General features: G+C 64.9%; 22 protein-coding genes and 5 pseudogenes. 10 read left to right on the forward strand and 17 right to left on the reverse strand.

All coding sequences use genetic code 11. The annotated features are described in order from the left end of the window. Together G3O06_RS27055 and G3O06_RS27060 are read left to right on the forward strand one after the other, a co-directional pair. Entirely contained in the window at positions 1-201 is a 201-nt protein-coding gene (locus tag G3O06_RS27055) for a hypothetical protein (RefSeq protein ID WP_059728464.1), read from the forward strand. Positions 202-211: 10 nt separating this feature from the next. Further along, positions 212-349, forward strand: coding sequence for a hypothetical protein (locus G3O06_RS27060; RefSeq protein WP_155623362.1), 138 nt, complete (start codon positions 212-214; stop codon positions 347-349). Positions 350-473: 124 nt separating this feature from the next. Here G3O06_RS27060 and G3O06_RS27065 read toward each other — a convergent pair whose 3' ends face one another. The 15 genes and pseudogenes from G3O06_RS27065 to G3O06_RS27130 all read right to left on the reverse strand — a co-directional run bounded on the left by G3O06_RS27065 (position 474) and on the right by G3O06_RS27130 (position 10,883). Further along, positions 474-890 (reverse strand): hypothetical protein, encoded by a 417-nt coding sequence (locus G3O06_RS27065; protein WP_205818065.1) that lies wholly within the window; start codon positions 888-890, stop codon positions 474-476. Positions 891-917: 27 nt separating this feature from the next. Next, complete coding sequence (locus G3O06_RS27070; protein ID WP_205818066.1) at positions 918-1,148, reverse strand: hypothetical protein; 231 nt, start codon at positions 1,146-1,148, stop codon at positions 918-920. Positions 1,149-1,554: 406 nt separating this feature from the next. Beyond that, positions 1,555-2,049, reverse strand: coding sequence for a DUF2938 family protein (locus tag G3O06_RS27075; protein ID WP_174999401.1), 495 nt, complete (start codon positions 2,047-2,049; stop codon positions 1,555-1,557). A gap of 92 nt (positions 2,050-2,141) precedes the next feature. After that, a complete protein-coding gene (asd, locus tag G3O06_RS27080) occupies positions 2,142-3,254 on the reverse strand; it encodes an aspartate-semialdehyde dehydrogenase (RefSeq protein ID WP_205818079.1) in 1,113 nt (370 codons plus the stop codon). Positions 3,255-3,393: 139 nt separating this feature from the next. Continuing rightward, positions 3,394-3,537: pseudogene (locus G3O06_RS49235) on the reverse strand (NADPH-dependent FMN reductase); the annotation flags it as partial. 124 nt (positions 3,538-3,661) lie between these two features. Further along, a complete protein-coding gene (locus tag G3O06_RS27085) occupies positions 3,662-4,090 on the reverse strand; it encodes an SRPBCC domain-containing protein (protein WP_205818067.1) in 429 nt (142 codons plus the stop codon). Beyond that, positions 4,087-4,410: a metalloregulator ArsR/SmtB family transcription factor gene (locus tag G3O06_RS27090; RefSeq protein ID WP_043182962.1), complete on the reverse strand. Its 324-nt coding sequence runs from the start codon at positions 4,408-4,410 to the stop codon at positions 4,087-4,089. The genes G3O06_RS27085 and G3O06_RS27090 overlap by 4 nt, the downstream gene beginning before the upstream one ends. 206 nt (positions 4,411-4,616) lie before the next feature. After that, positions 4,617-5,264: a glutathione S-transferase gene (locus tag G3O06_RS27095; protein ID WP_205818068.1), complete on the reverse strand. Its 648-nt coding sequence runs from the start codon at positions 5,262-5,264 to the stop codon at positions 4,617-4,619. A 64-nt stretch (positions 5,265-5,328) separates the two neighbouring features. Beyond that, a pseudogene (locus G3O06_RS27100) lies at positions 5,329-5,487 on the reverse strand (efflux RND transporter permease subunit); the annotation flags it as partial. Positions 5,488-5,508: 21 nt separating this feature from the next. Continuing rightward, on the reverse strand, positions 5,509-6,870 hold the full coding sequence (locus G3O06_RS27105; RefSeq protein ID WP_205818069.1) for a metallopeptidase TldD-related protein: 1,362 nt from the start codon (positions 6,868-6,870) through the stop codon (positions 5,509-5,511). Then, a complete protein-coding gene (locus G3O06_RS27110) occupies positions 6,870-8,321 on the reverse strand; it encodes a TldD/PmbA family protein (protein ID WP_205818070.1) in 1,452 nt (483 codons plus the stop codon). Before G3O06_RS27110 ends, G3O06_RS27105 begins: the two co-directional genes overlap by 1 nt. Next, positions 8,314-8,586: pseudogene (locus G3O06_RS27115) on the reverse strand (ABC transporter ATP-binding protein); the annotation flags it as partial. The pseudogene G3O06_RS27115 and the gene G3O06_RS27110, both read right to left, overlap by 8 nt. Before the next feature lie 33 nt (positions 8,587-8,619). Then, positions 8,620-8,922: pseudogene (locus tag G3O06_RS27120) on the reverse strand (TonB family protein); the annotation flags it as partial. A 374-nt stretch (positions 8,923-9,296) separates the two neighbouring features. Further along, positions 9,297-9,782, reverse strand: a complete 486-nt coding sequence (locus G3O06_RS27125; RefSeq protein WP_031401741.1) for a YbaK/EbsC family protein — start codon at positions 9,780-9,782, stop codon at positions 9,297-9,299. 123 nt (positions 9,783-9,905) lie between these two features. Next, positions 9,906-10,883: a cysteine synthase A gene (locus G3O06_RS27130; protein WP_174974605.1), complete on the reverse strand. Its 978-nt coding sequence runs from the start codon at positions 10,881-10,883 to the stop codon at positions 9,906-9,908. 145 nt (positions 10,884-11,028) lie between these two features. On the opposite strand from G3O06_RS27130, the gene G3O06_RS27135 reads away from it, so the two are divergent. Continuing rightward, entirely contained in the window at positions 11,029-11,517 is a 489-nt protein-coding gene (locus G3O06_RS27135; RefSeq protein WP_205818072.1) for an adenosine-specific kinase, read from the forward strand. A gap of 224 nt (positions 11,518-11,741) precedes the next feature. After that, positions 11,742-12,029, forward strand: a complete 288-nt coding sequence (locus tag G3O06_RS27140; RefSeq protein ID WP_174916889.1) for a YciI-like protein — start codon at positions 11,742-11,744, stop codon at positions 12,027-12,029. A 13-nt stretch (positions 12,030-12,042) separates the two neighbouring features. Here G3O06_RS27140 and corA read toward each other — a convergent pair whose 3' ends face one another. Continuing rightward, positions 12,043-13,020: a magnesium/cobalt transporter CorA gene (gene corA / locus G3O06_RS27145; RefSeq protein ID WP_205818073.1), complete on the reverse strand. Its 978-nt coding sequence runs from the start codon at positions 13,018-13,020 to the stop codon at positions 12,043-12,045. A gap of 178 nt (positions 13,021-13,198) precedes the next feature. On the opposite strand from corA, the gene cydX reads away from it, so the two are divergent. Next, positions 13,199-13,345 (forward strand): cytochrome bd-I oxidase subunit CydX, encoded by a 147-nt coding sequence (gene cydX, locus G3O06_RS27150; protein WP_174916891.1) that lies wholly within the window; start codon positions 13,199-13,201, stop codon positions 13,343-13,345. Continuing rightward, complete coding sequence (locus G3O06_RS27155) at positions 13,342-13,959, forward strand: ATP-binding protein (RefSeq protein WP_174916892.1); 618 nt, start codon at positions 13,342-13,344, stop codon at positions 13,957-13,959. Before cydX ends, G3O06_RS27155 begins: the two co-directional genes overlap by 4 nt. 97 nt (positions 13,960-14,056) lie before the next feature. On the opposite strand, the gene G3O06_RS27160 is transcribed toward G3O06_RS27155, so the two are convergent. Then, complete coding sequence (locus tag G3O06_RS27160) at positions 14,057-15,157, reverse strand: saccharopine dehydrogenase C-terminal domain-containing protein (protein ID WP_085039114.1); 1,101 nt, start codon at positions 15,155-15,157, stop codon at positions 14,057-14,059. 248 nt (positions 15,158-15,405) lie between these two features. Here G3O06_RS27160 and G3O06_RS27165 point away from each other — a divergent pair, with 248 nt between their 5' ends. The 4 genes and pseudogenes from G3O06_RS27165 to G3O06_RS27180 all read left to right on the forward strand — a co-directional run. Then, entirely contained in the window at positions 15,406-16,188 is a 783-nt protein-coding gene (locus G3O06_RS27165; RefSeq protein WP_205818074.1) for a hypothetical protein, read from the forward strand. 47 nt (positions 16,189-16,235) lie between these two features. Beyond that, positions 16,236-16,676: a hypothetical protein gene (locus G3O06_RS27170; RefSeq protein ID WP_205818075.1), complete on the forward strand. Its 441-nt coding sequence runs from the start codon at positions 16,236-16,238 to the stop codon at positions 16,674-16,676. An 80-nt stretch (positions 16,677-16,756) separates the two neighbouring features. Beyond that, positions 16,757-17,422: a response regulator transcription factor gene (locus tag G3O06_RS27175; RefSeq protein WP_205818076.1), complete on the forward strand. Its 666-nt coding sequence runs from the start codon at positions 16,757-16,759 to the stop codon at positions 17,420-17,422. Continuing rightward, positions 17,398-18,121, forward strand: a pseudogene (locus G3O06_RS27180) (two-component sensor histidine kinase); the annotation flags it as partial. The gene G3O06_RS27175 and the pseudogene G3O06_RS27180, both read left to right, overlap by 25 nt.

Genomic DNA, 18,121 nt, shown 5'->3' on the forward strand with positions numbered 1-18,121 from the left:
ATGTCCTTCCTCGATCGGCTCGGCGAACCGAGCACGCACGCCGGCATCGGCGTGATCGCAACCGCGGCGTCGACAGCCGCGATCCAGCTCGGCGCGAACCCGACCAAGGTCGGCGCGATCGCCGCGATCCTGCAGGCGCTCGTCGGCCTGTTCGCAGTCTTCGCGCCGGAAAGCGCGTCGACGCCGCCGGCCGGCCAGTAACGGAGGGCCTATGGACGCAGCTCAATGGCTGACCATCGGCGTGAGCATCGTGCAGATCCTGGTCGTGCCGGTGGGCTGCTTCCGCTATATCTTGGGGGTCGAGAAACGCCTCACGCGGATCGAAGCCAAACTCGGAATCGCAGACTGATCGGAGGATCTATGTCGAAGCACCACCGCCGTACGCCGCCGCGCGACAGCAAAGGCCGCTTCCGTCGCCGGAAGTGAAACGCCAGGCATGGAAGTGAAAAAGCCCCGGGAAACCGGGGCTTTTTTCATTGGCCTGAGCAGGATATTTCAGTCAAACCTCGACCGAGAAAGAGCGTCCGGGCTGATGTAGCGCCGGCAGAAGTTAGAACAGCCTGGACGTTAGCAATGTCTTCGCGCACGACAACACCGTATTCATCAGGGGGCGGAGTTCCGGGGCTACGCTCGAAAAGCAGTGGATCGCTCGTGTATCCATAGACCGCCGTTACATTCATGCGGAACGCCGTAAGGTGAGCGAATGGCGCGGGTCTGAAGCTGTTGATCGAATCGTAGACTGTGACCGGACGCGTTGAAATGAGGTGCCGCTGTACAAGCGGGGCGAAAAAGTTGCGAACGCTGGAGTTGCAGTAAAGCGCGTTGCCGAGTTCAAACGCATGGCAAGGCGCGGCAGCGGCAAGCAGCAAGGCAAGAACAGTTTTTTTCATGAGGTCCCCTGTTGTGATCGCGCGCCATTATGCAACGATCCGTAGGTGTGGCCGCTCGCGCTTCGGAGTCTCGAGACTGGACGGCTTCCAGGCATTGAATGCAAAGCGCAGCCGAGTAGCGTCTCGCTCCACCGAACGTAATCGGAGAATTTCCGGTGCCCACCAGGGCACGCGTTGCTGGCCGGATAACCAGTCGGTCACGCTACGCTCGCTGCGGCGCAGCTCGCGGGCCACGTCGGCGACCGTGCGGCCGTTCATGTAGTAGCGGAATTCGTCAGGCTTCCCGTATCGTAGGTTTGGGTATCGCATCGTTCTTTTTGTCCGAAAAAAAAGCCGGGGAAATCCCGGCTTCGGTAGTTTGCGACTTGGACCTTTCGGCCACTTTAATCAGATAATCGGATCAATTGTTTCAGTTTTGGGGTCTGATTTGGTTCCGCGATTTAACGTCGATAACTATGATTATGTCAAATCAAGTTATTGGCATCCCCGATAGCGCTATTGGCTGCAGGACGTCCGCATCGGCAACCGCGATGCGCGGTTGCCCTGGACGACCCCGCTAACTTCGCCGACCATGTCTTATCACTTAGCCCCTTCGCCGCCCAGTCCAACTCGGACGACCGTCGTCGACGGATCGCATACGGTTGAAGTTCGCCATCGACCTTCCTTAGCGCATCAGCATCGCAACGAGAATGGCGGCGATGTACAGCGCGATGCCGTAGTACAGGTGCGAGATAACGCCCTGACGACGTGCCGCCCAAGGATCCGGCGCGCGCGAGCACAGGACACCCATACCGAACGCAGGAACCACGACGAAGAACGGTACCGCGAGCGTGAGAAAACCGGCTGCGATCGCAGCTGCCCAGGTCGGTTGCGCAATCCAGTCCATGCCGCCACCGAGCAGGATCGGCAAGAAGCCAAACGCGGCACCCAATGCGTAATGTGCGATCCAGCCGATCGCTTTTTCGCCCGGGATCGGCGGCGTCGCGAAAATCGGCTTGTGGAAGAATCGTCCGTGTGCCATGTGCCCAATCCAGCGGCCGACGACATCGAAGCCGTAATTGGGCACCTTGAACGCCTTTTCGAGAAACACGGCCCACACATCCGACAGTGCCGTTGCAATCAGACCGACAAGAACGCCTGCGATGATGATGTCACTCATTGTTTTTCTCTCAGTTTTCCAGAATTGCCTTCTGACTCCAGGGACCGTCGCCGATGGATCGCATACGCGCCGGCATCCAGCGCGCTTGAAACCTACCGCGCGTTCAGAATCATGTTGAGCACACGCCGCAGCGGCTCAGCCGCCCCCCATAACAACTGATCTCCCGTGGTCAACACGCTGTACATCTGTGGCTCGACATTGAGGCGGCGCAGCCGCCCCACGCCGATCTTCAGCGACCCGCTGACGGCGGCTGGCGACAGCCGGTGGACCGTTTCCTGCCGGGTGTTCGGCACAAAATCGACCCACTCGTGCGCATCGCGAATCAGCGTTTCGAGACGATCGAGTTCGACATTCTCCTTCAGCTTCAGCGTGATCGCAGCCGAGTGACTCTGCAGAGCAGCAACGCGAACGCAGAGTCCGTCAACCCGGATCGAGCCCGGCGGCAGCCCGAGGATCTTGTTCGTCTCGACTTCGCCCTTCCATTCCTCGCGGCTCACGCCGTTGCCGAGGTCGCTATCGATCCACGGAATGATGCTGCCCGCGAGGGGTACGCCAAACGCCTCGATCGGGTAGTCGCTCGCGCGCGAGGCTGCGTGCGCTTTCGCCAGCAAGTCGAGCACCGGCCTATCCGGATCGGCAAGATGACCGTCGACACACTTCGCAACCGCCAACATTTGGCCGAGCAGCTCCTTCACATGCTGTGCGCCGGCGCCCGACGCCGCCTGGTAGGTCATCATGCTCACCCATTCGACGAGCCCGGCGCGAAACAGCCCGGTCAGGCCGATGAGCGAGAGCGTGATCGAGCAGTTGCCGCCGATGTAGTTACGCACGCCCGCAGCGATACCGGCCTCAATCTGTTCATGGTTGACCGGATCGAGCACGATGATCGAATCGTCATCCATCCGCTTCGCGGACGCCGCATCGATCCAGAAACCATACCAGCCCGAAGCGCGCAGCACCGGATACACCGCCTTCGTGTAATCACCACCCTGGCAGGTGATGATGATGTCCATCTCGCCGAGTCTTTCGGTCGAGTTCGCATCGAGCAGACAATGCTCGACGCCAAGCGGGTCGCGATACGTGCGCCCTGCCGCCGACGTGCTGAAATACGTCGGCGATATTCTCGAAAAATCGCCCTCTTCGCGCATCCGCTTCAGCAGCGTGGAACCAACCATGCCGCGCCAACCCACCAGTCCGACCTTCATCATTGTTTCACTGCCCTATCGAAGTTATTTCAATCGCTGCCATCTGCTATTGCACGCCGACCGCAACGATGAAGCGAGCCTGGTCGGTTCGGGATGCAGCAACGTTCAAAGCGACGATCCCGCCGTCACGTGACAACCTTCAAGCCCGCCCGCGCACAAGCTGCGTGGCAACCTCCGCCACGCGTTGACCCAGATGGCTAGCCGTCGCCAGGTCCGATTCCGGCGGCACGATGTCGGCCGCCTGATCGACATTGGATTGAGCCCCGGCTCCGAGCCAGAATCCCAGGGCCATTCCTTGAACGTGCGGCCGAAGCCGATGGCTTGCGCCGGGCAAGTATTACCCCTGGGGCCGGCCGTCCAGCGGGCCCCATCGGGAAGAAGAAAGCGTTGATGTTCAGTCGCCGGAACTAGCCGATGAGCTGATCCAGTTTGTCGAGAAAGCGAGGCCAGGCCGCGCCGAGGCGCACGTAGCTGAGCGCGGTTGGAGAAGGAAAACCCGACTGCTCCATGTGCAGCAAGGTGCCGCCCTCATGCGGCGTCAAGGTCCAGGTGACGATCGTCTTCAGCCCGCTCGCGGATTCCGTGCCATCGCCCCAGCGATAGCTGAGCAGCCGTTCCTGCTCCACCGCGACGACCTGGCAATTCGTGATGCCCGACCACCCGGGCAACGGCGTCGCGCGCAACGTAAAGCGGTGACCAACCTCAGGCACAAAGTCGTTGGCCATCAGCCACTCGTCGATCAACCACGATTGCGTGAGTGCGCGCCATACTTTTTCGGGCGGATGCCGAAGGTTCCGCTCCACGACCAAGCTGTGCGATTCTCGCGACGCAGTCATGTGTCCATCCTGTCCAGCAGGTCAGACAACGCGTCGATTCGATCCCGCCAGAAGACGCCGTAGACACCGAGCCAGTCGATCAGGGGCGCGAGCCCCTCCGATCGGGCACGGTAATAGGTTTCTCGTCCTTCCGGGCGCCCTTCCACCAGCCCGGCCTGTCGCAAAACGGCCAGATGCTTGGACACGGCGGGCTGCGATACGCCCGCATGCGCGGTCAGTCGTCCGACGGTCTGCTCGCCTTCATGGGAAAGCCGTTGAAAAATGGCCCGGCGTGTCGGTTCGCCCAACGCGGCGAACAGGTCGTTGGCAGTAGGTTCCAATCCATAGCTCAAAAGTTATGAATTGGAATGATAACCACAGAGTTATGGATTTTCAACCCTGCAAGCCAAGACGAGTCGATGCAGCAGATTTCAACGCAGCGGCGCGCGTGTCGACGAGCCGGAGGTGATATTCACTGCGTTGATCAACGTCGTCTTGATCATTGAAGGGTTGCAATAGCACGAACACGCATGGCCGCCTGTCACGCTCACGCGACCGGATTCATCCACTCGGTCAACCCTTCGCGCGCATTCAATTCCAGAAACGTCGGCATCCCGCGAAGGTGCTGGATATAGCGCGCCAGATTCGGCCACGTCGTCGCCGGGCGCGGCATGTTGCGCGTCCAGCGCATGAGCATCAGCGCCAGGAAGTCGACCGTACTCAACCGATCGTTGATCAGGTACGAACGACCGTCGGACAGCAGATTGTCGAGATGCGCCATCGATTCCTCGATTTGCCCGCGCGAAAACGCCTTCACCATTTCAGCGCATCGCGGATCGCCATCCGTCTCCGCATAAAACCAGTTTCGCATCGCCGGCAATACGGAATTGGCGAGATAGATCATCATCTCGAACCACTCGGCGCGTTCGGGCGTGCCCGGATGCGGAGCGAGGCCCGGCTCCGGATGACGTTCGGCGAGCAGCATCAACAACGCGGCAGATTCGGTCCGAGATTTGCCGTCGACGACCAGCGTCGGTACCCGGCCGGCGGGATTCAACCGCAGGTACTCGGGCGTATGCTGCGCACCCGAATCGAGATCGACGAGGCGTGTTTCGAACGGCACGCCGATTTCGATCAGCATCCAGTGCACGGCCATGCTTGCCGCACCGGGCGAGTAATAGAGAACATAGGACATGGTTTGAGTCCGTTTCTTTTAGTTGAGTCGTCTGTAGTCTGCACGACAACCGCATTTAGTGGGCATCGACCGTCTCGGTCGACGCGCCCGGATAGGACGCGGTGGTCACGACCCGCGGCGGCGCCAGACGCGGATACTGCGCGATCGGCAGTTGCGGAATGGCCAGCACGCCCGCGACGACGATCCACGCAAATACCGGACGGTCGATGAAGAATGACGGCATCGGCCAGTGTCGGCGAACGCGCTACAGCGTGAGCTCGAACGACCGCGCGAGCAGCCCCGGCAGTTGCGCGCCTCCGGTGGCCCGCTCGCCGTACGTGTCGTCGCTCGCGAGCAGCGCCGGTGCCGCGCCGAGCTGCTCGAGCTCCGACCCGAACAGCCGGTAGAAGCTGTCGTCGAACCGCATCGCGTCGACCGGCGCGACGATGCGCCCGCCTTCGACCCAGAACGTCGCGAACCGCGTCATCCCCGTCATCCGGCACGCGATCGGGTCCGAGAAGTTCAGGTACCAGAGATTGCCGACGTAGAGCCCCGTGTCGAGCGCGGCCAGCACGTCGGCATCGGCGAGCGTACCGCCCGCGATCGTCAGCGACTGCGGCGATTCGCCGTTGTCCGCGCCGTTCGGCGTGCCCCCTTGCTCGCGCGCAGTGCGTGCACATACGAGCTGCCCGGCGCCCCGCCCTTCGACGACGAGCGGCACACTGTCGCGCCGGTAGCCGTCCGCGTTGAACGCCGGCGCGATGCCCAGCGAGAAATCCTCGGTGATCGACACGCGCGGATCGAGCGCGACCTCTCCGGTGTACAGGCGGTGAAGCGGGCTGCGGGCGCTCGCCAGCGCGCGCGCCGAAAAGCCGCTCCAGCCGAGCAGGCTCGTCATCTCGTGGACGGCGTCCGGCGCGAAATACGCGCGGTAGCGCCCAGGCGCAAGCGCCTTCGGCGTGCGGCCGAGCACCGGCAGCCGCGCGGCGGCCGCGTCGACCTTGGCCGCGAACGCCGCATCGCTCCAGTCGTCGCCCGCATAGACGGTCTTGATCGCGCGTCCGCTCGGGTCGTACAGCGACCAGCTGAAGTTGAAATTCTCGACCTCGTACCAGCCGCGGCTGCCGGTCGACGATGCGAAGCCGCGCGCCAGCGTGCCGCCCGCGTAAAAGCCGACGAAGTCGAGCCCGCGCGCGCATTCGGCCACGATTCGCGCGAGCCCGTCTGCCTCCGGCAGGCGCCCGGTGCGGCGCGTTTCCTGCACCCACGACGAGGTATCGAACAGCAGGTGCGGATCGTCCTGCGCGTCGCGCAGGCCGTCGCGCAGCACGGCCAGCGCGTCCGCCAGTTCGCGCAGGTCGGCCGCCGGATCGCCGCAGACGGTCAGCGCCGAGTGCGCCTGCCGCGCCCCGTCGACGAGCCGCACGGACAGCCGCCCCTGCGTGACGCGCCCGGTCTGGCGGATCCTGCCGCCATTGAAGCGGATGAAGTCGGACGTTTCGCTGGAGAAACCGAGCAGGACGGTTTCGGCCGGCGTCGTCAGCCGTTGCGCGTCGTCGGCGAGCCGGGTGAAATGCGCGTACCAGTCGATGCCGGCGCGGCGTGCCATCGGATCGAATCCCGTCATCACGCGCCTCCGAATACGTCGACGCCGGCGAACACGCAGGCCGGCGCGGCGTGGCCGACACGGATGATCTGCGCGGGCTCGCCCTTCCCGCAGTACGGCGTGCCGTAGATGCCGAACGTGCTCGCATCGCCGACCGCGCGCAGGCTGCGCCAGAACTGGGCGGAGATGCCGCGGTAGTTCGGGCGCTTGACGACCTGCGTAAGCTGGCCGTTCTCGATCAGTTGCCCGAATTCACAGCCGAACTGGAATTTGTTGCGGTGGTCGTCGATCGACCAGGACGTGTTGGTGCGCATCAGGATCCCGTGCTCGGTGCCCGCGACCAGCGCGTCGAGCGACTGGTCGCCGGGTTCGACGTTCAGGTTCGCCATCCGGTCGATCGGCGCGCGGTTCCAGCTCGACGCGCGCGAGTTGGCCACGCCCGGCAAGCCCGCGCGCTGCTGCGACAGCGCCCCGCCGAGCAACCGTTCGAGCACGCCGTTGCGAATCAGGTACTGCTTGCGCGCCGGCGTGCCGTCGTCGTCGAACGCGTAGGACGCGGCTTCGGCGGCCGGCTCCGGATCGAACGTGACGTTCAGCAGCGGCGAGCCGTACTGATAGTGGCCGACCATCTCCGGCTTGACGAAGCTCGATCCGGCGAAGTTGCGCTCGTCGCCGAGAATCCGGTCGAGTTCGAGCGGATGGCCAATCGACTCGTGGATCTGCAGCATCATCTGGTCCGGCATCAGCAGCAGGTCGCGCGGGCCGGTCGGGCAGTTCGGAGCGGCGAGCAACTGCAGCGCCTCGTCGGCAACACGAACGCCGGCGCCGTCGAAGCCGTAGCGTGCCAGCACGTCGATGCCGCCCTGGGCCAGCGTGCCCGATTGACCGAGCGAGCGCGTCTGCGTGTCGCCGTCGCCATGGGCAACGGCTTGCAGCTCGGGCATCAGGAAACGGAAGCGCTGGTCGATCCGCACCCCGTCGCTCGTCACGTAACACTGCTCGGTGTGCACGATCATCACGCTCGCCGCGCGCTCGACGATGCGCGCGCCGAGGTTCGCCGCCGCGCATTCGTGCGCGAGACGCTCGATCCATTCCGCGCGCGACGGCAGTGCCGCATCGACATCGGGCGACGCATACGTGCCGCTCGCCTGCGGGCGCGCGGCCTGGCGATGATCGACCAGCGCCCACGGCGCGCTGGCCCGTGCCCGCGCGGTCGCGATGTCGAGCGCCGCCTGCAGCCCGGCCGGTGACAGGTCAGGCGTCGCCGCATAACCCGCGCCGGTGCCGGCCCAGGCCGTCAGCATCGCGCCGCGCTCGCGCGTGCGCGAGAACGGCTGCGCGACGTCGTTGCGCACCGCATGTTCGTCGATCGTCTCGTCGACGATGCGCAGCGACCAGAAATCGGCGTCGCTGCGCAACGCCTGCGCGGCCTGCACCGCTCGGGCGCCCGGCGCCCGGTTCTCGTCAATCATCGGTTCTCTCTTGCCTCTGCTGCGGGCCGCGCGCCGGCGCCGGCATGGACGACGCGAGCAACGCTCGCGTATACGGATGGGATGGCGCGTGCAGCACGTCGAGCGTCTCGCCCGCCTCGACCACGCGCCCCGCCTTCATCACGATGACCCGGTGGGCCATCGCGCGCATCACCGCCAGATCGTGCGTGATGAGCAGGTAGCAGAGTTTGTACTTCTTTTGGAAATTCGTCAGCAGATTCAGCACCTGCTTCTGGATCGACACGTCGAAACGGCTTTCCCCGGCCCGGCTCGCGCCGGGCTACCCACTGCGGATTGACGAGAATGGCACCTGGACCTGCACCGACTGGCCCTGCGCGACGCACTTGAAGCGTTTCACGGTGATGCAGGCAACGCGATCGAAGATCAGATCCACCAACTGCGCCACGCGCTCGTTCGTGAAGTTTCCATCTGCATCCACGGCGAATGCGATCGTCACGTCGCCCGTGATGTTGTTTTCCTGCGCTTCCTTCGGATAGTGGATCGACGCGCGAAGTGTGTCCGAATTCGGGTAGACGACACCCACGGCATGGCTGACGGGCTTGGCCGGCGCCGCAGGCGCCACTTACGGATATATGCAAAACCGGATATTGCGCTGCTTCAACATAAATACCGGCATATTTCCGGCGCGCACCAAAATGGATCGTCCGGGAAACGACCGGCTGGATGCGTCCCCCCGCCTCGTCAACGCCCGGATCAGTTCGCCGATACGCGGGCCGACCGGCTCGAACGGGTCGGCACCGCTTCCTCGAGATGTCCGGCGCGCATCGGATATCCGAAACGTGAATCCGGCGTACAACGCCAATCTCCGGTCGACCAGCTCTTCATGAAAATCGACACGACATTTCGGATAGCGAATTAATTATCCCGCACCCGACTGGAGATCAGGTACGCAACCCTGTCACACACGCACCGACAAGTGCCCACGCACCGCGCGCGTCAGGAGTGCATGCCCTGCATCTTGTGCGAGAAATGCGCGCGCTCGGCCGTCTCCATCAGCATCAGGAATTCATCCTGCATCATGTGGATCAGCGCTTCGTGGTCGCCGGCTTCGAAATAGACTTCCGGCTGCTGCGCGAGACGTTCTTCGAGAAACGTCTTCATTCCATACGCCATGCACACCGGCGGCAACGCGCCCATGTCGCAATCCTTGAACAGTTCGCGCAGTTCCACTTCCCGGGCAAGTACGAGATGGCGCCCCGTCTTCACCCAGAGATCCGACAGACGCACTGCGTGCGTCGTCGGCAATACGGCGGCGACGTAGCCTTCGTCGTCTTCGAGGAGCACGGTTTTCGCGAGGCGATCGCCGGGAATGTGCGCGGCGGCGGCCGTCTCCATGCTCGTATGGCTATAGGGGTGGTACACCACTTCGTACCGCGATGACTTCTGACGCAGGCAATCCTGCAGGGTGGCTGACACAGGCATGGCACACCTCGTCTGAACGATCGGGCGAACGGCGTTCGCACCGGATTCGTTCAGCATAGGTCGCATTCGGGCGGATGGAAATCCTCACCTCACCCGTACATCACACGGGCGCGGTTTCCGGGTTCAGTCCCCCGGGTCCAGTCCCTTTTCGCGCAGCCATTCCCGATTGAAAAGCCGCGCGCGATAGATGTCGCCACGGTCGCACAGCAAGGTCACGATCGTGTGCCCCGGCCCCATCCGGCGGGCCAGCCAGACTGCCGCCGCGACGTTGATGCCGCTCGATCCGCCGACGTACAGCCCTTCCTCGCGCAGCAGCCGGTAGACCATCGTCACGCACTGCTGATCGTCGATCCGCACGGCGTCGTCGATCGGCGTGTCCGCGAGGTTCACGGTGACGCGCGTCGATCCGATGCCTTCGGTGATCGAGCTGCCTTCCGCGCCGAGGTCGCCCGTTTTCACGTAACCATAGAGCCCGCTGCCGTGCGGGTCGGCCAGCACGATCCGGACGTCCGGATTCTGCTCTTTCAGATAACGGCTTACACCGGCCAGCGTGCCGCCCGTCCCTGTCGCGCAGACGAACGCATCGATCGTGCCCGCCGTATCGCGCCAGATCTCGGGCCCGGTCGTCTCGTAGTGCGCCTGGCGATTGACGACGTTGTCGAACTGATTGGCCCACACCGCATTGTCGAGTTCGTCCGCGAGCCGCCCGGCAATCTTCTGATAGTTGTTCGGGTCACGGTACGGCGCCGCCGGCACCGGGCGCACCTCGGCGCCGAGCGTGCGCAGGATCGCCATCTTGTCCGGCGATTGCGTATCGGGAATCACGATCACGCAGCGATAGCCGCGCGCCGCGCAGATATGCGCCAGACCGATGCCGGTGTTGCCCGCCGTACCCTCGACGACGGTGCCGCCCGGCTTCAGCACGCCACGCCGCTCGGCGTCGCGGATGATGTAGAGTGCCGCGCGGTCCTTCACCGACCCGCCCGGATTCATGAATTCCGCCTTGCCCAGGATCTCGCAGCCCGTCTCGGCGCTGAGCTTCGTCAAGCGAATCAACGGCGTGCGCCCCACGCAGTCGACGAAGCCTTGTCGCACGTCCATGTCTGCCTCCGTTGCCTTCGTGCAGCGCACGCACCACACACAACGAAGGATAGGCCGCCCTCGCGGCTTTCGTCGCCGGCCGCCGCGTATTAAGCTTGAAGGGCCCATTGCGGCGCACGCGCCGCATCGCGAGACGAGGTCCGCCATGCTGCAACTGCAAACCGTTGCCGTCGACAAGCCCGAGACCGTGAACTTCATCCTCGGCCAGTCGCATTTCATCAAATCCGTCGAGGACATTCACGAGGCGCTGGTCGGCACCGTGCCCGGCATCCGCTTCGGGCTCGCATTCTGCGAGGCGTCGGGCAAGCGGCTGGTGCGTCACTCCGGCACCGATGCGGCACTCGTCGAACTGGCCTGCCGCAACGCCAGCGCGATCGGCGCCGGTCACGCGTTCATCGTGTTCCTCGGCGACGGGTTCTATCCGGTCAACGTACTCAATGCGATCAAGGCCGTGCCTGAGGTCTGCCGGATCTATTGCGCGACCGCGAACCCGACCGACGTGATCGTCGCGGAAACCGCGCAAGGACGCGGAATCGTCGGCGTCGTAGACGGCTTTGGGCCGCTCGGCGTCGAAAATGACGAGGACATCCGCTGGCGCAAGGACCTGCTGCGCACGATCGGATACAAGGCGTAGAGACGGACTGCCGGGCGTCGGCCTGTAGACCCGGCTGCATCGACGGTGCGTCGCGGCCGGGATTTCAGGACGGATGGCGCATAGACCGTTAGTTGCATTTATAGCCGCACGCGCGCCGCCCTTCGTGTCGTGCCGCTACCGTCCGCCTGCCCTATACTGCCCGCAGCAGACTGACTGACGGCCGCGCCGATACCCCGGCCGCCGCGATTCTTTCCGGAGCCACCATGCATTACCAGTTGATCTACGAACTCGTCGACGATTACCTGGCCCGTCGCGAACCGTTCCGCGCCCAGCACCTCGCGCTTGCGCAGGCCGCGACCGAGCGCGGCGAACTCGTGCTCGCCGGCGCGCTGTCGGACCCGGCCGACCAGGCCGTGCTCGTGTTCGAAGGGGATTCGCCGGAAGCGGCCGAGTCGTTCGCGCGCGCCGACCCGTACGTGCAGAACGGCCTCGTGAAATCGTGGCGCGTGCGTCCGTGGCGCGTCGTGATCGGCAAGCACGCGCCGCGCTAGGCGCGACGCGGGACTACAGCCACCCTGCCCGCTTGAATCGCCACCACAACCCGAAATCGGCGGCGACCATCACGGCGATGCAGCCGTAGAAGCCGTATTTCAGGTGCAGTTCGGGCATGTTCGCGAAGTTCATCCCGTAGATGCCGGCGATCATCGTCGGTATCGCGAACAGCGCGGCGAACGAGCCGAGCCGCTTCGTCACTTCGCTCTCGGCCAGCGAGATCATCCCGAGGTTGACCTGGATCGCCGTGACCACCATCTCGCGCCGCCCTTCGATCGTCTTCACGATCCGCTGCAGATGGTCGTACACGTCGCGAAAGTACGGTTCCATGCCGCTGCAGACTTGCGGAATGCGCCCGCCGGTGAGCTTCGCGAGCGGCTCGATCAGTGGTGCCGTGTGCTGGTACAGCATCACGAGCCGGCGCTTCAGCGAATAGAGATCCTCGATGATCGCGCGCGACGATGCGGGCGTGGCTTTCGCGAAGATGCGGTCCTCGAGTTCCTCGAGTTCGGTGCCGAGCGTTTCGAGGATCGGGAAATAGCGGTCGACGACCTGGTCCATCAGCGCGTAGAACACGAATGCCGAGCCTTCCTGGAGCAGATGCGGCTCGCGCTCGCAGCGCTTGCGCACGTCGCGAAAATCCTGCTCGGAATGGTTGCGGATCGACAGCACGTAGTTCGGGCCGACGAACACGTTCAGCTCGCCGACATTGAATTCACCGTCGTGGTCCAGCTCGACCGTATGCAGCACCGCGAACAGCGAATCGCCGTACTCCTCGATCTTCGGGCGCTGATGGCCCTTGCGGGCATCCTCGAGCGCCAGTTCGTGCAGCGCGAACTCCTCGCCCATCAGGTCGAGTTCCTCGGGCGTCGGATCCTTCAGCGCGACCCACACGAAGCATTCGGGCTTCGACACGTAGTCGCTGATGGCGTCGATATCGATATCGGCCAGCTTGCGGCCGTCCTGGTATGCAGCACAGTTGATCAGCATGATGTTCGAGACGTTGCGGTTTGCGCATCAGTTTACCGGTTTGCTGCGCCGGCGGCCCGGCTTGCGCGGCGCGGCGATATTGGTCATGATCGGGCTGCGTGCGCCGCAGCATGCGCACCAGGACACTCGGTACACACGCCGCACGGCCGTGCGGCCCAACCGTCAAGGAGACAGACCCATGTGGTATTTCTCGTGGATACTCGGCATCGGCGTGGCGCTCGGCTTCGGCATCATCAACGTGATGTGGCTGGAGGCTGAAGTGTTCTCACGCGGCGACAAGCTCAACGGCGCGTCGAGCCCGCGGCCGGGAGGCAAGGTTTCGTGACGCACCTGGTGTTCTTCTGCGGTCACGCCGGCACCGGCAAGACCACGCTCGCGAAGCGGCTCATCGGGCCGCTGATGCGCGCGACCGGCGAGGCCTTCTGCCTGCTCGACAAGGACACGCTGTACGGCCGCTACAGCTCGGCCGCGATGGGCGCGCTCACCGAGGATCCGAACGACCGCGACAGCCCGCTCTACCTGAAGCACCTGCGCGATCCCGAATACCAGGGGCTGCTCGACACGGCCCGTGAAAATCTCGCGCTCGGCATCGGTGCGCTCGTGGTCGGCCCGCTGTCGCGCGAAGTGCGCGATCGCCGCATTCTCGACCGCGCCTGGCTCGGCATCGCGCCCGACGTCACGCTGACGGTCGTCTGGGTCCATACGTCGGAAGACGTCGCGCACCAGCGGATCGTCGCGCGCGGCAACCCGAACGATGCCTACAAGCTCACACACTGGGACGAATACCGGCAGCGCCGCTTCGTGCCGACCGGCCGCGAATGCGACGGCATCGTGATGTTCGACAACACCGCGCCATCCGACGCCGACGTCGATGCGCTGCTGTACCGCATCGCGCCGCCTCCGCAGGCGGCCACGATCGTCCCGCCGCTGCCGGCCTGACCGGCCGCTCTTTTTCGTCCCCTGCAAAAAAACAACGCCGGAAGCGCTGTTGCGCTCCCGGCGTCGTACGGCCCTCGTGCCTGAGGCTGACGGGTGGTCAGGCCACCGCGTGCACGCGCTCCATCGTGCCGCCTTCGTACAGCTTGCCGAAGCGGTTCGACAGGAACGCCTTCAGCGACACCTTTTCCTGCGGGATGAAACCGCTCTGCGGTAGCTTCTTTTCGCGGAACAGATCCAGCACCGCGCACATCGCGCCGGCCGTCGTGATCTGGATCGCGCTCATGTGCATCCCGCACACGTCCTTCGCGAAGATCTTGCGCGTGAACACGTCCTGCACCAGCTGGCCGTCCTTCACGCCCGTCACCGTGATGAACACGAGCACGACGTCCTGCTTCGTCGACGGCACCGCGCGGCGCATGATCGACTTCAGCGTGTCGCGGTCGGTCGACAGGCGCAGGTCTTCGAGCAGGAACTGCACGAGATCGCGATGGCCCGGATAGCGCACCGACTTGTAGTCGAGCGTCTCGACCTTGCCCGACAGCGTCTCGCACAGCGTGCCCAGGCCGCCCGACGTGTTGAACGCTTCGTATTCGGTACCGTCGAGCGAGAAGTGCTCGAGGCCTTCGAGCGGCTGCACCCACTGCTTGCGGCCGTCGCGGATCGCTTCGCACGGCTGGCAGTATTCGTTGATCAGGCCGTCGACGCTCCACGTCAGGTTGTACTTCAGCGCGTTGGTCGGATACTCGGGCAGCGCGCCGACGCGCATCTTCACGTCGCGCACTTCGCTGAAGCCGTTCACCAGCTCATGGGCGGCGAGACCGATGAAGCCCGGTGCGAGGCCGCACTGCGGCATGAACGCACGGTCGGAGCCGTCGGCCAGTTCGCGGATCGCGTGGGTCGCGCGCACGTCTTCGGTCAGGTCGAAGTAGTGGACGCCGGCAGCCTTCGCGGCGGCGGCAACGTTGACCGCGAGGTAGTAAGGCAGCGCATTGACGAGCGCATCGAAGCCCTTCACGGCTTCGCGAATCGCGTTCGCGTCGGCCGAATCGACCCGTTGCGTCGCGATGCCTTCGCGCGACAGCTTCGCGAGCGCATCCGCATCGCGGTCGAACGCGACGACTTCGTAGTCGCCCGTTTCACGCAGCATGTGAGCAATGGTGTGGCCGATCAGACCTGCGCCGACGATGGCGATTTTCATGCGCTTATCTCCTGATGATGGGTTGGTGTTGTGAACGGCGTTGAGCCATGAACACAGTTTAAGGACGCGCAAAATCAGTTCCAAGACGAAGAATGATGCGAAACGACCGATAATTTCGACGTTCCGACGATACATTTCGTCGAAATGTCGAAATGAGGCATTTTCACCCGCTGCCGGGCCGCTATGGCTGGCCTAAGTCTTCCGTTTCAGACTGCATGCCGACCACCCGATTGCCAAGGAGGCATCGCATGCAATCCCTGCCCGTCCATCGCACGCCGCACTGGCTGAACAAGGTGCCCGACGTCGCACTGTCGTTCTGGATCATCAAGATCATGTCGACCACGGTCGGCGAAACCGGCGCGGACTTTCTCGCGGTCAACGCGGGGCTCGGCCAGACCGTCACGCGTGTCGCGATGGCGTCGCTGCTCGCGATCGCGCTGTGGCTGCAGTTGCGCACGCGCCGCTACGTGCCGTGGATCTACTGGCTCACGGTGGTGTTGGTCAGCATCGTCGGCACGCAGATCACCGACCTGCTCACCGACGGCCTGAACGTCAGCCTCTATGCGAGTACCGCCGCGTTTGCCATCGGGCTCGCCGCGATCTTCTTCGTGTGGCATCGCGTCGAAGGCACGCTGTCGATCGACACGATCGTCACGCCGCGGCGCGAGCTGTTCTACTGGGCCGCAATCCTCTGCACGTTCGCGCTGGGCACCGCCGCGGGCGATCTCGCAACCGAGGCGCTCGGGCTCGGCTTCACGCTCGGCGCGCTGTGCTTCGGCGGCTTGATCGCGACCGTGTTCGCGGCGTGGCGGCTCGGCGCCAACGCGGTGCTGGCATTCTGGATCGCATACATCCTGACGCGCCCGTTCGGCGCATCGCTCGGCGACCTGCTCACGCAGGCGCGCACCTATGGCGGGCTCGGCTTCGGCGCCGCATGGACGAGCCTGCTGTTCCTGACCGTGATCGTGTTGCTCGTCGCCGTCGCGCAATTCGGCAGCGGCCCGCGTACGCGCGCCGGTACCGCCGAATGACGCCCTTTTCTTTCCGTTCATTCCGTTCATCGAATCGAGGACACGCCATGCGCATCCCCCAGCCCGTTTCCCGTCTCGCCGTTACCGCGGCCACGATTGCCCTGTTGAGTGCCGCTGCCGGCTGCTCGAAGCAGCAGGATGCGAACGCGTCGACTTCGGTGCCCGCCTCGGCCGCCGCATCGCCTGCTGCGGCCCATGCATCGAAGCTCGGCGACCTGTCGCAGTTCCGCACGATCGCCGTCGACGTGAACACGCTCGTCGCCAAGGGCGACCTGCCCGGCGCGAAAACGCGCATCAAGGATCTCGAGATCGCGTGGGACTCGGCCGAAGCCGGCCTCAAGCCGCGCGCCGCCGCCGACTGGCACATGGTCGACCAGGAGATCGACCGCGCGCTCTCCGCGCTGCGCGCCGACCATCCGACCCAGGCCGATTCGGCCGCCGCGATGAAGAACCTGCTCGCGGCCCTCGACCGGTTCAGCGGCAAATAAGGAGCGCCGCGCGCGCGGCACGTGACGCCCGTGCGGGAATCGCATACGCTGGCGGCGTTTGCGCGGCACGGAGAACACGCATGCGAATACTGCTCGTCGAAGACGACCCGATGATCGGCGAGGCCGTCCATACCGCGCTGAAGGACGCGTCCTACGCCACCGACTGGGTCACCGACGGCGTGCGCGCGTTGACCGCGTTCGCCGCGCAGCCCTACGACCTGGTCCTGCTCGACCTCGGCCTGCCCGGCCGCGACGGTCTCGACGTGCTGGCCGCCATCCGCGCGAAGGACGCCAGCGCACCACTGCTGATCGTCACCGCGCGCGACGGGCTCGACGATCGCCTGGCCGGCCTCGACGGCGGCGCCGACGACTACATCGTGAAGCCGTTCGAGATGGCCGAGCTGCTTGCGCGGATTCGCGTCGCGATCCGGCGCCGGGCCGGTTCGGCCGCACCGCTGCTGAGCAACGGGATCGTGTCGCTCGATCCGGCGACGCGCGAGGCCGCCGTCGACGAGCACGCGCCGGTGCCGCTGTCGAATCGCGAGTTCGCGCTGCTGCGCGCGCTGCTGGTACGCCCGGGCGCGATCCTGTCGCGGCGCGAGCTCGAGGATCGCCTGTACGGCTGGGGCGAGGAAGTCGAAAGCAATGCGGTCGAATTCCTGATCCATTCGCTGCGCCGCAAGCTCGGCAGCAGCGTGATCAAGAACGTCAGGGGTGCGGGATGGATGGTTTCAAGAAACGGCTGAACGAATCGATCGGGTTTCGCCTGTCGGTCGCGCTGTCGGCCGCGATCCTGGTGGTCGCAACGGCCGCGGCCGCGTTCGCGTTTTCATCGGCATTCGACGAAGCGCACGAACTGCAGGACGACGTGCTGCGCGAGGTCGCGACCCTGCTCGACCACCAGCGAGCGCCGGCGCCCCATGCCGCCGCCGGCGGGCCCGCGCGCGAAAGCGACGAGCTGTCGCGCGTGTTCGTGCAGCCGCTCGGCGGCACATTGCAACCGGGCAGCGACGGCGCACCGCGGCTCGCACTGGCGCCGACGCTCGCCGACGGGCTGCATACGGTCGATGCCGGCGGCAGCACGTATCGCGTGATGGTCCGGACCTTCGCGAACGGCGAGCGCATCGCGGTCGCGCAGGAAGCCGGCATGCGCGACGATGTCGCACGCGAAAGCGCGTGGCGCACCGCATTGCCGCTGCTGATCCTCGTCCCGATCCTGCTGCTGCTCGTCGCGGATCTCGTGCGCAAGCTGTTCCGCCCGGTGGCCGCGCTGTCCGCCGGCATCGATGCGCGCGACGAGCACGACCTGCGCCCGGTGCCGGCCGAGCACGTGCCGGTCGAGGTGCGGCCGTTCGTCGTCGCGATCAACCGGATGCTGGCGCGCGTCGCGCAGTCGGTCGCCGCGCAGCGCCGCTTCGTCGCCGACGCCGCGCACGAACTGCGCT

Source organism: Burkholderia sp. Ac-20345, assembly GCF_017104825.1.
Classification (GTDB): domain Bacteria; phylum Pseudomonadota; class Gammaproteobacteria; order Burkholderiales; family Burkholderiaceae; genus Burkholderia; species Burkholderia lata_B.